Consider the following 13,540-nt stretch of genomic DNA (forward strand, 5'->3'; position numbering starts at 1 on the left):
ACCCGCGCCGCCGCCTTCGCCCGCCGCGCCAGCTCCGCGACGTGCGCGTCGAGCAACCGTTCGGCGCGGTCCGGTCCGGCCGAGAGCACCTCGGTGATGGCCTCCAGCGATAGGTCGATGCCGCGCAGCCGCCGGATCAGCACCGCCCGCTCGCACTGGGAGGGCGTGTAATACCGGTATCCGGTCGCCGCATCGACCTCGGCGGGCGTCAGCAGCCCGCAGTCGGCGTAGAACCGCAGCGCGCTCGCGGTCAGGCCGCTGGCCCGCGCCAACGCCCCGATGGTGATCAACTCCTCGACCCTGGAACTCCGCACCCGGTCATCATGGAGTCTCGACCAACCTGAAGGTCAACCGCGCGATCCGTCACCCTCCGATTGCGCGAGGGCGACGCGTTCAGGAACGGTGCACCGGACCGTGCGGCTCGGCGCAGTGCAGTTGCGCGCGCACCGAATCCGGATCGGAGACGTGGTCGACCTGCAGGGTGGTGTGCTCGATACCGAAATCGTCGTGCAGTGCGCGTTCGATGTCCGACCGGACCGCGTGGCAGTCGGCGCGATCGTCGACCAGGATGTGCGCCGACAACGAGGGCTGACCCGAGGTGATCACCCAGACGTGCAGATCGTGCACCTCGGTCACCTGCGGGGTGGCGACGATGCTCGCGCCGATGGCATCGGGATCGAGGTGCGCGGGCGCGGCCTCCAGGAAGATCCGCCCCGATTCGCGGACCAGGGCCCAGCCCGCCTTCAGCATCAGCGCGGCGACCACGAGCGCGGCGATGGCGTCGGCGCGGGGGTAGCCCGCCAGCCACACCACCGCGCCCGCGATGGCCGTGCCGATGAAGGCGTACAGGTCGTTGAGGATGTGCTGGAACGCGCCTTCGACATTGAGGCTGGTGCGGTTGGCGCGGCTGATGCACCACGCGGCGATCACGTTGACGACGATGCCGATCAGCGCGGTGACGAAGACCAGCGGGCCTTCCACGTCCGGCGGGTGGATCAGCCGCTGCACGCCCTCGTAGACGAACCACGCCGCGAGCAGCAGCAGGGTGATGCCGTTGGCCTGCGCCGACAGGATTTCCGCGCGCTTGTAGCCGTAGGTGTACTGGCCGCGCGCCGGCCGCTTGGACAGCCGGATGGCGATCAGCGCGAGGACGATCGATGCCGCGTCGGTGAGCATGTGGGCGGCGTCGGTGATGAGCGCCAGCGAATGCGCGAGCAGGCCGACGACCACCTCGGCCGCCATGAACGCGACGATCAGGGCGAGCGCGATGCTCAGCCAGCGCGGGTCCGAGTCCGCGGACACGCCGTGATCGTGGTGGTGACCGTTGCCGTGGTCGTGACTGTGATCATGGGAGTGCCGACGATCCTCGGCGCCCCCGCGCTCTTTCGCCACGCTGTTCGCCGGTCGCGCCGGTTGCCCGGGCGACACGCACTGATCTCCCATGGTCGAACGTTCCTTCCGTATCGGATGGCTGCCGCGGCACAGCCTAGCCTATCTTGCAGACATGCGCATGTCTGCATTTATTTCCGGGTGTAAGGGGGTTGTCGAGCGGGTACTCGCATCCGGCGCGCCGCCGCGGTGCGCAACTGTGATCATGTGCGGTGCACTGTTGTTCGGACCTGCGGTTACGATGCGGACGGCACCTAGCGGGTGATCGGCGACGCCATCCGTGCGGTGCGGCCTCCCGGTCTCGGCGGGCCCGCTCGTTGACGCAAAGGGGTATTCGATGGACAGGCCGGCGTGGGCGCCCGAGGGCGTGGATATGCAGCAGGCGAGCCCGGCACGGATGTACGACGCGCTGCTCGGCGGCTCGCACAATTTCGAGATCGACCGCAAGGCCGCCGAATTGGGCAAGCAGCTGGTGCCCGATCTGCCGCTGGTCGCGCTGAGCAATCGGGCATTCCTGCGCAGGGCGGTGCGCTTCCTGGTGGACGCGGGCATTCGCCAGTTCCTCGACATCGGTTCGGGTATCCCCACGGCGGGCAACGTGCACGAGGTGGCGCAGCGGCTCGACCCGGAGATCCGGGTGCTCTACGCCGATATCGATCCGGTCGCCGTCGCGCACTCGAAGGCGATCCTGCGCGGCAACGACCGCGCCGCGGCGATCGAAGCGGATCTGCGCAAGCCGGACGAACTGCTCGGCAAGGTCCGCGAGACCGGACTGATCGATTTCGATCAGCCGGTCGGCGTGCTGCTGATCGCGGTGCTGCACCTGGTCTCCGACGAGGACGCGCCCGTCGACAAGGTCGCCGCGCTGCGCGCCGCCGTGCCGAGCGGTTCCTACGTGGCGATCTCGCACCTGACCTCGGAGCTGCGGCCCGAGGACGCCGCCGAGCTCGGCGCCAACGCGGCACGGCAGAGCAAGGTCGGCATTCACTTCCGCTCCGCCGCGGCCATCGCGGCTATGTTCGACGGATGGAACCTGGTGGAACCGGGCGTGGTCGAACTACCCGCCTGGCGCCCGGAATCCGAGCGCGATCTCCACGAGGCGCCCGGCCGATCGCTCGGCCTGGCCGGAATCGGTCGCAAGGGCTGAGGCCGGAAACTTCGAGGGCGCCGGTCGCAGAGGCAGGAGGTCGCGGGTAGTGGGTCTGCGTGAGCTGGCGTTGCGGTGGGCGGACGCGCTGGACGGCGTCGTCGCACCCACGCTCACGCGGACCGAGACCGAGGCGATGCTCGCTGATCTCGCCGAACTCCTGGTCGCCGCCATCCGCGGCGCCGGGGATCTGCGCAACGCGCACGACGCGGCGGTCGTGCTGGTCGCCGCGAACTACCGCGACCCGCTCCTGGTCAGCCGTTCGCTTCCGGTGATCTGCCACGACATGGTCGAGGAGGTCTGCGCGCCGGGCGAGGTGGGCTACGAACGGGTGCGCGATCGCGCGGTGGCCGTGGCCGCGGAGTTCGCCGCGGGCTGCACCGGTGCGCTGCGGGCGGCGGCGCTGGTCGAGCAGGAGACGACGCTCGGTGCGGCGCTGGCCGCGGCGCGGGACGCCGAAGCGCGGCGCCAGCTGTCGGAGGCCAGGTTCGAGGCCGTGTTCGCGGGCGCCTCGGTCGGCATCGGCACCGTCGATGTCACCGGGCGCGTGCTCGCGGTGAACGCCGCCTTCGCCGAGATGCTCGGCCTGCCGCAGGAGCGCATGCCGGGGCGGGCGGTGGCCGAGCTGCTCGGGCCCGCCAACATCGGCCACGCCTACGAGCAGTTCCGGCGCATGCTGGCCGGGGAGATCGATCGTCTCCGCCTGGAGACCCCGCACGTGCGCCCGGATGGCGCCCTGTCCCACATCGACCTGTCCCTGTCGGCGGTGCGCGACGCGGACAAGCGCATTCAGTTCCTGATCGGCGTGGCCGTGGACGTCACCGAACGCAAGCAGCTCGCCGACCGGCTCTGGCACGACGCCCACCACGACAACCTGACCGGGCTGCCCAATCGGCTGCTCTTCTTCGATCGGCTCGCGAGCGCGGCGCCGCCCGTCGGCCTGTGCTACCTGGATCTGGACGGCTTCAAGACGGTCAACGACGAGTGGGGACACACCGTCGGCGATCGGGTGCTGCACGAGGTGGCCCAGCGCTTGCTCACCGCCGCCGAATCCCTCGGCGGCCTTGCCGCCCGCGTCGGCGGCGACGAATTCATCGTGCTCGTCGAGCGCTGTGCGGGGGAGTCGCAGCTGACCGCGCTCGCCGACGCGCTGCGTGAAGCACTGGCGACGCCGTTGTGGGTGGCCGGTCATCCGGTGCACGTCGGCGCCAGCGTCGGCACCGTGTTCGTGGTGGACCGGCCGAGCGCGATCGACGCGCTCATGCACGCGGTGGACACCGCCATGTATCGCGACAAGACGGGTCGTTCCCCGTACGGACCGCGCACGGTCTGACGCCTCAGGCGATGTCGGCGACCGGTTCGGCCAGGGAGCTGTCGCCCGCCGCCGCGATCACCGCGCCGTGCTGACTGATCAGCCACCGCCCGCACACGCAGCGGAGGTAGCGGACGGCGCCGTGCGCGGACACGACGGTGGGGGAGGGCCAGGAACAAGAAGGGCAGATGGCGGACATGCCCTCAGCCTGATGTAATGGCTTTGTGCATTTCAACCCTTACGGTGGCACGGCCGCGGAGCTGGCCGCACGACTGGTGAACGCCGACCCGGAAGCGGATCTGCTCGAGGTGCTCGACGCGTCGGGCTACAAGCCGCTCGGATCTCTCGACACGCGGCAGACCGCGGAGTTGCGCCGCTGGATCGCCCGGCTCGCCGAGGTCTTCGACGCGCCCTCGGTGCCGCAGCTCAACGCCCTGCTGGCGGAAACGACCAGTCGCCCTTACATTTCGACGCACGACGGTCGCCCACCGCACCTGCACTACGCCCACGAGGACGCGCCGACCGACGAGCGAGTGAAGGCCTACACGGCCGCCGGGCTCGCGGCCCTGTTCTGCGAAGACCCCGGCCGCATCGGCCGCTGCGCGCGGCCCGGCTGCATGCTGGTCTTCGTGGACACCTCGCGCAACGGGCGGCGTCGCTTCTGCTCGACCCGCTGCTCGAATCGAGTGCACGTGGCCGACCATCGGATGCGCCGCTCGGCGTGAGCCGGCCGCGTCGCGCGGTCCGCGGCCGTCGTCCGGCCGCGCTCAGTTGGCGATGACCGGTCCGTGCAGCCGGAAGTGCGGGTGCTCCTCGGCCCGCATCCAGCGCCCGTAGGTCGCCTGGCCCGTGTCGTCGTCGCGCTGGATCGGGCTGACCCAGGTGCGGCGCGGAATCTGGCCGCCGCTGCGCGGGCCGCGCGTGATCATCGGGACCTGCCTGGCCACCAAGTAGTAGTCCTCGTCGGAGCGGGTCTCCGGGAGGTATTCGCACAGTTGCTCGGCGGCGTCGCCGAGATCGGCGCCCGCCACCACGCCGTGGCGTGGACTGGGTCCGTCGGCCTCGACGACGACGGCCGAGACCGCCCACATGCGATTGCCTGGCAAACGGCCGCCGGGGCCGTCCGGTTCGGTGGTGGTGGTGCGATGGCGCGGTTCGGTGGTGTCTGCCGCCTCGGCCGCGTACGCGCTCTCGATCATCCTGCACCTCCGGGTGGGACGCGGGTCGGCGGTGCCGATCGGGCTGTGATCGATCATCTTGCCTCCCAACGTAATCAGAAGAGAACAGCCGGTCATAGGTCGGGACATCTTGTGTCCGAGGTCAATTCGGCAATTCAGAGGAGAACTGACCTGCAAAACAGTGTATAGCCCCGGTGCCGACATCGTGGCCGAACCACCCGGTTGACGTGGTGAAACACATTCCCCGACACGATGATTCAACCGTTTGGCAGTAATCGGTCGTTGCCGGCGAGCGGGCGGCGCCGGGGTCGCAAATTGCGAGCAATTGGTGCGCGTGAGCGAATCTGTCCGATTTACTGCGCGATCGTGCGCGCTCAGGCGGTGCCGCTGAGCCGTCCGGCCACCGCGGGCAGCCGATCGATCATCGCGATGGTGAAATCGGCGAGCAGATCGATCAGGCCGTCGCGGTCGACGTCCAGTCCGCCGTCCAGCCAGACGAGCACCAGTTCGGCGGCTCCGCCGGTGATGAGCTGCGAGGTCACAGCAACCGCGGTGTCCTGGCCCTCGGGCAGGTCCAGGACGATGCGGGTCTGTTCGATGATGGTCGCGGCGACGGTGCGCATGCCCGCGAAGCGGGTGCGCATCAGCGCCTCGTTGCCGTAGGCCTGCGCGAAGACGATCTTGGCCCGGCGCGGGTCGTCGGTGAGTTCGACGATCAGCGCGGCCACCCCGGCACGGATGCGTTGCGCGGGCGTGCCCTCGGTCTCGGCGATGGCCTTGCGCGCGCGGTCGAGTGCGGACCGCTGCACCTCGAGCAGCAGCTCGGAAGCCAGTGCGTCCAGATCGGGGAACGCTTCGTAGAAGAACCGGGGGCCGACCTTGGCCTGTTCGCAGACCCCGCGCACGGTCAGTGCCGCCAGACCCTGGGTGCCGACGATGGCCAGTGCGGCGTCGAGCAGACGCCTGCGCCGATCCTCGCGGCGCTCGGCGCTGGACACCCCGCGGTAGGTGCCGGTGAATGCTCGGGTCACCCGGCCAGCTTGGCACAGCACAAGTTGGGAAACAAACGTGTACGGAAACGTCTGTTTCCGATATGGTCGATGCATCGCAGCGTCGCGAAGGGATACGACCATGAGTCTTCTCGTGCCACAACGAGTCAGTGCGGTGTCCGACGGGGCCAGGCAGCTGCGGACTCAGCTGTCCTGGCGGGTCCAGCGCGTCGGCGTCCGGTTCGTGCAGCACTATCCGACCAGGGTGCGGCCGCTGGCCGAACCGCCCGCGGGCAGCGGGCTGCGACCGACCCTAGGTGACTTCGGGCCGCCCGGCATCGGATACACGCTGCACACCCTGGCCGATCCGATCGAGTTCGCGCGCAAGCGTTTCGAACAGTTCGGTCCGGTGCAGTGGATGGGCGTCCTCGGCAGGCCGGTGGTCACGGTCGGAAGCCCGGAGGCGTTCGAGGTCGTCATGCTGGACCGGGACAAGGTCTTCTCCGCGCAACGCGGCTGGGAATTCCTCATCGGCCCGTTCTTCCGCGGCGGTCTGCTGCTGCGCGATTTCGACGAGCATCTGTTCCACCGCCGGATCATGCAGCAGGCGTTCACCCGGCCACGCCTGGTCGGCTACCTCGACCTGACCACGCCATTGCTGCGCAGCGGCATCCAGAAATGGCGTCCGGCCGCCGATTTCCCCGTTTACAGCGCCATCAAGAAGCTGCTGCTGCAACAGGCCACCGAGGTGTTCGCGGGCGCCCCGCTCGGCGCGGAGGGCGCCCGGCTGGAACGCGCCTTCGAGGACGCGGTGCACGGCGGGACGGCGCTGGTGCGCGCCAATGTGCCCGGCGGGGTGTGGGCGCGCGGGCTGCGCGGGCGCCGGGTGCTCGAGGAGTACTTCCGCCGCGAGCTGCCCGTCAAGCGCGCGGGCGAGGGCAACGACCTGTTCAGCGTGCTGTGCCGGGCCAGCACCGTCGAGGGCCACGCCTTCACCGACGACGAGGTGGTCCAGCACATGATCTTCGTGATGATGGCCGCGCACGACACCAGCACCATCGCCTCGGCCATGCTGGTCCACGAACTCGGCAGGCACCCGGAGTGGCAGGAGCGCCTGCGCGCCGAATCCCGTGCGCTCGGCAAGGTTTCGCTCGGCTACGACGATCTGGATCGGCTGCCCGCGCTGGACATGGCGTTCAAGGAGGCGCTGCGGATGTACGCGCCGGTCGCCCAGCAGGCCCGCGAAACCCTGCGCGACACCGACATTCTCGGCCACTACGTGCCGCGCGGGACGCTCGTCATGTGCGGCCCGTACACGATGATGCGCACCGACGAATTCTGGCGCGACGCACACGCTTTCGATCCCGGGCGATTCGCGCCGGAACGCCGCGAGGACAAGGCGCACCGCTTCGCCTGGTCGCCGTTCGGCGGCGGGGCGCACAAGTGCATCGGGCTGTACTTCGGCGCGATGACGGTGAAAGCGGTACTGCACCAGATGTTGCTCGAGTACCGCTGGACGGTGCCCGCGGACTACCGGGTGCCGCTGGTGGCGGGGACCGGCCCGACACCGGCCGACGGATTGCCCATCCGGCTCGAACGGATCGGGCGGTGAGACTCGCGGCCGACCGCGGCAGGTGCGAGGGGCACGGCATGTGCGAGGCGCTCGCACCCGCGCTGTTCCGCGTCGGCGCGGACGGTGTCGTCGAGCCCCCGGCCGAGTCGGTGTCCCCGGCGGATGCCGAGGTGGTGGCGCTCGCCGTCGACAGCTGTCCCGTCCAGGCGCTACGGTGGATAGACGATTGATCTTCCTAGACGAATAGGTGCCTGGAACTCGCGAAACCGTCCCTCGAACGTCCGCACGAGGAGACTCATGAGCGAGCGAGATGATGCTGCGCCGTCGTCGGGTGCCGGACGCGTGATCACGCGCCGCACGATGCTCGGCTGGGCGACGACGGTCGCGCTCGGCCTGGGGGCGTGCGGTCGCTCGGAGGACGAGGACGCCGCCGCCTCCGGCGAAACCTCGGACATCGCGAGCGAGGCCTACGTCTTCGGCTATCCGCTGATGATGATGCACGAGATGCGGACGGTGGCGCTGAAGAGCACACCGGTCAATCAGTTCCAGCACACCGACTCGCTACCGACCCCGGATCGGCGCGATGTGATTCGGCTGAACCAGGACACCCTGTATTCCAACGCGTGGCTCGATCTCTCGAAGGACCCTGTCGTGCTGCAGGTTCCGGCGATGGACCCGCGCCGCTTCTGGTTGATGCAGATCCAGGACGCCTGGAGCAATACCGTCCACAATCCGGGCAGCATGCGACCCCAGGTGCGACCCGGGGTGACCGCGCCGCCGTTCACCTACGTGATCACCGGCCCGAACTGGTCCGGCACCCTCCCCGAGGGGCTGACCCCCTTGCCGATGCCGACACCCACGGTGTGGCTGCTCGGCCGCATCGAGGTCGAGAGCGTCGACGACATTCCGGCTGTGCACGCGATTCAGCGGGGGGTGCGGCTGGCGTCGCTCGAGGACTGGGTCGCGGGGCGCGCAGCGCCCGTCGAGCCGACCAAGCCCAAACCGGCGCCGCCGCCCGCCGACCAGGTCGCCGAGATGGACGCCGAGCGCTACTACAACCGGCTCTGCAAGCTGATGGACACCGATCGGCCCGCACCCATCGACGAACCGGCGATGGCGCGGTTCGCCGAGATCGGGATCGAGCCGGGCGGCCGGGTCGATGGACTCTCGGACGCGGCCCTCACGGACGCGGCGAACGATGCGAAACGGTCGATCGCCGTCTACATCGACCCGCAGACCAGGATGGAGAACGGCTGGACCTTCGATCCGATCATGGGCGTGTACGGCACCGAGTATCTGCACCGGGCGTCGGCGGCGCACCAGGGGCTGGGCGCCAACCTGGCCCAGGACACGATCTATCCCACCTACTACGGGAACGCGGACACCCACGGCACGCCCAACCGATATCGGCTGCGCTTCGCCGCCGGACAGACACCGCCCGTCGACGCGTTCTGGTCGATCACCGTGTACGGTCCGGAAGGTTTCCTGGTCCCCAACCCGGCGGGCATCTACGCGGTGGGTCATCTGACGCCGGTCGTGCCTGGACCGGACGGCTCGGTCGAGCTGGCGATTCAGCACGCGGACCCGGGACCCGCGGTGCCGCGGGGTAATTGGCTGCCCATTCCCGCGGAGGGCGAGTTCGAGCTGGCCGCGCGGCTGTACGCGCCACGGCCCGAGGCGATCGACGGCCGCTGGAAAATGCCCCCCGTCACGCCCGTGCGGTGAGCGCACGAACAACGCGGTGCTGGAGGCCGCCTCCGCTGCGTAGGCTGGTCGAGACCCGTCCGACGATCCGCGAGCGGAGCGCCCCGTGACCGATCCCAGTCCCTTCCCGCTGCGTGCGAGCGAGCGTCGCGCGCTCGACCGCGTCACCGAACTCGCCGCGGAATTCGCCACTGTCGCAGCCGATTACGACGAACGCGCGGAGATCGCCGTCGGGCACCTCACGGCGTTGCACGAGGCCGAGGTCGATCGCGCGGTGCTGCCGGAACGGGTCGGCGGCACGGGACTGAGCTACCAGGCGTTCGGACGGCTGGTGCGCACGCTGGCCAAGGCCGACCCCTCGACCGCGACCATCTGGACCATGCACGCGGGCGCGGGCGTGGCGCTGGCCGAGATCACCGGGGAGACGCTCGGCGCGTTCTTCGCCGAGGAGTTCTTGGCGGGCAAGCGATTCGCGAACGCGCTCTCCGAACCCGCCAGCGGCAACCGTTTTCTCCAGCCGCAGCAGGAGGCCGTGCCGGTGCCTGGCGGATGGGAGCTGACCGGCGCCAAGCGGTTCGTCTCCGGCGCCGAGATCGCCGACTACCTGTTCGTCAACGCCCTGGTGGACGGCGTGCCGACCTTCTTCGGTCTGGCGCCGGACGCGACGGTGTCGATCATCCCGATCTGGGACACCCTCGGGTTGCGCGCCACCCGCAGCCAGCTGCTGTCCTTCGAGCGGACCGTGCTGCGCGCCGAATACCGCGGAAGGCGGCTCGACGCCGGTGATTTCGCGGTGATCCCCGCCGGGCTGCCCGCCCTCTCGCTCGGCATCGCCGACGCGGCGCTGGACGCCCTTGTCGAGCACGCCGGGACGCGGGTGATCCTCGGCGCGCCGCTCTCGCACCAGCAGTGGGTGCAGCATGAGGTCGCCGACGCGCAGACCAGGCTGGCCGCCGCGCACGCGCTGTACGAGCAGGCGTTGTGGCAGGCGGACAACGGGATTCCGGCATTCCTGCCCACGCTGGGGCGGGCCAAGTATCTCGCCAACAAGGTCGCCGTCGACGTGGCGCAGCTCGGCGTGCGGATCGGTGGCGCATCGGGATATCTCAAGCGTTCGCCCATCCAGCGGCACCTGCGCGACGCCGAAGCGGGTCAGCTGATGGCGTATTCGACCGAGGTGCTTGCCGGTGTCATCGGCAAGGAAGTCCTCGGCGTCGCCGACTGATCCGCTTGCGCCCGAACCTTGTTCGCGTCACGGGGTGACGATGGCGAAGCCGGGATCCGGCTTGTCCAGGAGGCCGGGCAGCTGCGCGAGCGCCACGGCGTTGCCCTCGATCGCGATCTCGCCGGTGCGCACCGCCTCGCGCAGATCGCCGCCCGCGAGGAACGCCCGCAGCAGCGTGGCGCGGGTGAGCGTGATCGTGGCGTCCGGCGCGGGCAGCCCGTCGCCGGGGCGCCGGTCGTAGTGCACGAGCACCCCGTTGCGCAGCTCGACGCGGTGCGTGCGATCGCCCTCGTCGCGGAAACGCCAGTCGGTGACCAGCCGGGTGTCCCACGCCTTCGGTCCGTCCACGCGCAGCGACATCGCGTCGAACGCCTGCTCCACGCTGAGCGCGCTCGCCACGCCGATGGAATCCGCCTGGGCGGGTGTGCCGAACGAGCCGTTGCGCAGTTCGTGCGCGCCGCTGAGGTAGAAATTGCGCCAGGTGGCGTTCTCGGCGCCGTACGCGAGCTGCTCGAAAGCGCAGGCCTGCAAGAGTTTTGCCGTCGTGTTCGTCGGATCGGCGAAGATGGCGTAGTCGAGCAACTGCACTGCCCAGCGATAGTCGCCCGCGTCGTAAGCCCGCTGCGCCTTCTTCGCCACCTCGTGCGCACCGCCCATCGCCTCGACGTGGCGCTTTGCGGACTCGACCGGCGGATGCTCCCACAGGTGTGCCGGATTCCCGTCGAACCAGCCCATGTACCGCTGGTAGATGGCCTTGACGTTGTGGCTGACCGAACCGTAGTAACCGTGCGTCGACCAGGATTTCGTCAGTCCGGGCGGCAGCTCCATCATCTCGGCGATCTCGGCCCCGACGTAGCCCTTGTTCAGCAGCCGCAGCGTCTGGTCGTTGAGGTAGCCGTACAGATCTCGTTGCAGCGAAAGGAATTCCACGATCCGGTCGGTGCCCCAGACCGGCCAGTGATGGGAGGAGAACACCACATCGCTGGCGCGGCCGTAGCGGTTGATCGATTCGGTGAGGTACTTCGACCACACGTGCGGATCCCGGACCAGGGCCCCGCGCAGCGTCACGATGTTGTGCATGGTGTGCGTGGCGTTCTCGGCCATGCACAGCACCCTGCGGTCGGGGAACCAGAAGTTCATCTCCGACGGCGCCTCGGTGCCCGGCGTCAGCTGGAACACCATGCGCACGCCGTCGATCGTCTCCTCCTGATCGGTGCGGACGATGTCGACGGTGGGCTCGATCAGGCTGACGGTGCCGAGCGAGGTGGTCTGGCCGAGTCCGGCGCCGATCTGCCCCTTCGGGCCGCGCGGCAGGGCGGCGCCGTACATGTACGCGGCGCGGCGCGCCATCGCCGTTCCGGCGTAGATGTTCTCGGCGACAGCGTGTTCCAGGAAGCCGACGGGGGCGAGCACCGGACAGCGACCGGCGGCGACGTCCTGTGCGGTCGTCACGCCGAGCGCGCCGCCGAAGTGGTCGATGTGTGAATGGCTGTAGATCAACCCGGTGACGGGGCGGTTCCCGCGGTGCGCGCGGTAGAGCGCCAGCCCCGCCGCCGCGGTCTCGGCGGAGATCAGCGGGTCGATCACGACGACGCCCGTGTCGCCCTCGACCAGCGTCATGTTCGACAGGTCGAGGCCGCGGATCTGGTAGAAGCCCGGCGCGATCTCGTACAGGCCCTGCTTCACGGTGAGCTGGGACTGCCGCCACAGGCTCGGATGCGCCGACTGCGGGCAGGGCTCGCGCAGGAAATCGTAGGAGTCGTTGTCCCACACCACGGCGCCCTTGGCATCGGTGACGACGCCGGGGTCGAGTGCCGCGACGAAGCCGCGGTCGGCGTCGGCGAAGTCGGCGGTGTCGGAGAAGGGCATGGTCGCGGCGGCCTTCTCGTTCGCGGCCAGGATGTGGTCGCTGGGGTCGGTCGGCGTGGCCGAGGGACGCACCTCGTCGTTGTCCGCGCAGCCGCCGAGTCCGACGCCGACCCCGGCGGCGGCCAGCGCGGCCGCGCCGACGCCGAAGACGCCGCGCCTGGAAACCCGCCGCGCCATGCTCTGCTCGTTCTCCCGCTCGACCATGCACGCTCCTCGTTCGTCTCGTCGGCCTTCGCCGAATAGTTGCTCGGCCGTGGTGGTCGACGATACGTACTATTGCAGTGATACTGCAATAGTGAATGTCGATGCTTCCCGCCCGATCCGGACCGGTCGTGGCCCGCGGGTGCGACGTGTGATCGGATGCGGTCATGGGTGAGGGCACAACCGGCGCGCGACGGCGCCGCAATCCGGAGCAGACCCGGGGCGCGATCATCGACGCCCTGCTGGCCGCCGTGAAAGAGGGCATCTACGCGCCGACGGTCAAGGACATCGCGCAGCGCGCCGGAGCCTCCGAACGCAGCATCTTCGTCCACTTCACCGGCATCGATGATCTGCGGATCGCCGCCGTCGACCGGCAATCCGAACAGGTCGAGGCCCTGATCAGGACCATCGACCCCGAGCTTCCGCTCGACCGGCGCATCGATCTCGTCGTCGAGCAGAGCGCCGGCATCTTCGCGCTGCAGCGCCATCCGCGGGTGCTCGGGCTGCTGGAATCGCAAAGCCTCCCCGCCCTCGACGCGCGAATGCGACTGACCGACAGCCGGATTCGCGCGGCGCTCGCGCACGCCTTCCGCACCGAGCTGACCCGTTCCGGCGAACCCGACGAGCAACTGCTCGACATGATCGACGCCACCGTCGGCTGGCCGTTCCGGCACCACTTGGTGGCGCGGCGGGGACTCTCCCGCGCGGCCGCGTCCGCCGCCGTCCGGCGCGCCCTGGTCGCGCTGCTGGACGCGGACCATCCCGTCCGGTCCGATTTCGGGTAGTCGACTACTCGAGCAATTCGCGGCGCCGGTGCGCAGAATCGGCGATCGACAAGAAATCCGAGTTCAGGGGGTACTGGATGACCGACGATCGCAAGGCGTTGTCGCCTGCTCCGAACAACGAGCCGCCGCTGCGCGGCTTCCACGCGCCGCCGCGCCCCCGGCCCTGCC

General features: G+C 69.6%; 14 protein-coding genes. 8 read left to right on the forward strand and 6 right to left on the reverse strand.

What is annotated here, in order from left to right; all coding sequences use genetic code 11:
- On the reverse strand, window positions 1–314 hold a 314-nt coding region (locus NL1_RS33770; RefSeq protein WP_156095170.1), incomplete at its 3' end, for a MerR family transcriptional regulator.
- A 79-nt stretch (window positions 315–393) separates the two neighbouring features.
- Window positions 394–1,302 carry a cation diffusion facilitator family transporter gene (locus NL1_RS33775; RefSeq protein WP_245673710.1) on the reverse strand — a complete coding sequence of 303 codons (909 nt, stop codon included), beginning with the start codon at window positions 1,300–1,302 and terminating at the stop codon, window positions 394–396.
- Window positions 1,303–1,726: 424 nt separating this feature from the next.
- Between NL1_RS33775 and NL1_RS33780 the strand changes: the two genes are divergently transcribed.
- The gene (locus tag NL1_RS33780; protein ID WP_067848437.1) at window positions 1,727–2,536 is read left to right on the forward strand and encodes an SAM-dependent methyltransferase; all 810 of its coding nucleotides are present in this window, start codon (window positions 1,727–1,729) and stop codon (window positions 2,534–2,536) included.
- Between the two features lie 49 nt (window positions 2,537–2,585).
- On the forward strand, window positions 2,586–3,869 hold the full coding sequence (locus NL1_RS33785) for a sensor domain-containing diguanylate cyclase (RefSeq protein ID WP_067848440.1): 1,284 nt from the start codon (window positions 2,586–2,588) through the stop codon (window positions 3,867–3,869).
- 4 nt (window positions 3,870–3,873) lie between these two features.
- Here the strand turns inward: NL1_RS33785 and NL1_RS38680 are convergent, their stop codons facing one another.
- Window positions 3,874–4,047, reverse strand: a complete 174-nt coding sequence (locus tag NL1_RS38680; protein ID WP_169813625.1) for a hypothetical protein — start codon at window positions 4,045–4,047, stop codon at window positions 3,874–3,876.
- 25 nt (window positions 4,048–4,072) lie between these two features.
- Between NL1_RS38680 and NL1_RS33795 the strand changes: the two genes are divergently transcribed.
- Window positions 4,073–4,573, forward strand: a complete 501-nt coding sequence (locus tag NL1_RS33795; RefSeq protein WP_067848446.1) for a CGNR zinc finger domain-containing protein — start codon at window positions 4,073–4,075, stop codon at window positions 4,571–4,573.
- Between the two features lie 42 nt (window positions 4,574–4,615).
- Here NL1_RS33795 and NL1_RS33800 read toward each other — a convergent pair whose 3' ends face one another.
- A complete protein-coding gene (locus tag NL1_RS33800) occupies window positions 4,616–5,047 on the reverse strand; it encodes a hypothetical protein (RefSeq protein WP_156095171.1) in 432 nt (143 codons plus the stop codon).
- Between the two features lie 353 nt (window positions 5,048–5,400).
- A complete protein-coding gene (locus NL1_RS33805) occupies window positions 5,401–6,057 on the reverse strand; it encodes a TetR/AcrR family transcriptional regulator (protein ID WP_067848453.1) in 657 nt (218 codons plus the stop codon).
- 100 nt (window positions 6,058–6,157) lie between these two features.
- Between NL1_RS33805 and NL1_RS33810 the strand changes: the two genes are divergently transcribed.
- The 4 genes from NL1_RS33810 to NL1_RS33825 all read left to right on the forward strand — a co-directional run bounded on the left by NL1_RS33810 (window position 6,158) and on the right by NL1_RS33825 (window position 10,517).
- Window positions 6,158–7,627 carry a cytochrome P450 gene (locus NL1_RS33810; RefSeq protein WP_084511334.1) on the forward strand — a complete coding sequence of 490 codons (1,470 nt, stop codon included), beginning with the start codon at window positions 6,158–6,160 and terminating at the stop codon, window positions 7,625–7,627.
- Entirely contained in the window at window positions 7,624–7,818 is a 195-nt protein-coding gene (locus tag NL1_RS33815; protein WP_067848456.1) for a ferredoxin, read from the forward strand. Before NL1_RS33810 ends, NL1_RS33815 begins: the two co-directional genes overlap by 4 nt.
- Window positions 7,819–7,885: 67 nt before the next feature.
- Window positions 7,886–9,313, forward strand: a complete 1,428-nt coding sequence (locus NL1_RS33820) for a DUF1254 domain-containing protein (RefSeq protein WP_245673711.1) — start codon at window positions 7,886–7,888, stop codon at window positions 9,311–9,313.
- 85 nt (window positions 9,314–9,398) lie between these two features.
- Window positions 9,399–10,517, forward strand: a complete 1,119-nt coding sequence (locus tag NL1_RS33825; RefSeq protein WP_067848459.1) for an acyl-CoA dehydrogenase family protein — start codon at window positions 9,399–9,401, stop codon at window positions 10,515–10,517.
- Between the two features lie 27 nt (window positions 10,518–10,544).
- Here NL1_RS33825 and NL1_RS33830 read toward each other — a convergent pair whose 3' ends face one another.
- Window positions 10,545–12,386, reverse strand: coding sequence for an alkyl/aryl-sulfatase (locus NL1_RS33830; RefSeq protein WP_245673712.1), 1,842 nt, complete (start codon window positions 12,384–12,386; stop codon window positions 10,545–10,547).
- 368 nt (window positions 12,387–12,754) lie between these two features.
- Here NL1_RS33830 and NL1_RS33835 point away from each other — a divergent pair, with 368 nt between their 5' ends.
- Window positions 12,755–13,372, forward strand: coding sequence for a TetR/AcrR family transcriptional regulator (locus tag NL1_RS33835; protein ID WP_067848462.1), 618 nt, complete (start codon window positions 12,755–12,757; stop codon window positions 13,370–13,372).
- The last annotated feature ends 168 nt before the right edge of the window (window positions 13,373–13,540 follow it).

Source organism: Nocardia lijiangensis NBRC 108240 (assembly GCF_001613045.1).
Taxonomy (GTDB): Bacteria; Actinomycetota; Actinomycetes; order Mycobacteriales; family Mycobacteriaceae; genus Nocardia; species Nocardia lijiangensis.